At 65.7% G+C, this 607-nt stretch carries 1 protein-coding gene and 1 pseudogene; both read right to left on the minus strand.

The window, feature by feature from the left end; translation table 11 throughout:
- On the minus strand, nucleotides 1-380 hold a 380-nt coding region (locus GV818_RS33695), incomplete at its 3' end, for a DNA-binding protein (protein ID WP_161778745.1).
- Nucleotides 377-607 (minus strand): annotated as a pseudogene (locus GV818_RS33700) (hypothetical protein); the annotation flags it as partial. The gene GV818_RS33695 and the pseudogene GV818_RS33700, both read right to left, overlap by 4 nt.

Raw genomic sequence — 607 nt, forward strand, 5'->3', positions numbered from 1 at the left:
TTCTCCGGGTTCGACAGCTTTTCGGACAGGGTGAACTGCACCAGCCAGGCCGCCCGGGTGTCGTCCTCGCGGGCGCTCACGCCTTCGGAGAATTGAACCTCGCGGATGCCGAAGGCGGCGGCCGTGTCGTTGACGATCCGGTATAGCTTGAGCCGCCCGCCGCCGGCGGTGGCCTCGGCCAGGCGCATCAGGTCGCGCAGCTGGCCCTGGTTGACGTAGGGGATCATCAGGGAAACCGTAAGCGTCTTGGGCTTGAACCCCTTGTGCGCGGTGTCGGTGTTGCTGGTCTGCCCTGACAGGTCGTCGCTTTCAATCCGCAGATTGGCGGTGATCTTCATGTTCTTGCCCAGCACCTGCTGGCCGTCGAGTAGCAGTGTCATAGGCCCACCAGTTCACGAACGAAGCTCAGGCCCTCCAGCGAGCCCACCAGCAGCACCCCGGCACATAGCACCCACTCATGCCCCGGTGCCTCGCCTTCCAGCAAGGCCCGCCGCAGGTCGCCCGGGCCACCGGGACCAAGCAACCGAGCGCGCATGCTGTGGTCGGCATTGCCACCGGCCAGCAGGGCTTTCAGGTCGTCCAGCTGCTGATCGCGGCCTTTCTGCTG

Origin of the sequence: Pseudomonas sp. Fl4BN1, from assembly GCF_009908285.1 — a bacterium.
GTDB lineage: Bacteria > Pseudomonadota > Gammaproteobacteria > Pseudomonadales > Pseudomonadaceae > Aquipseudomonas.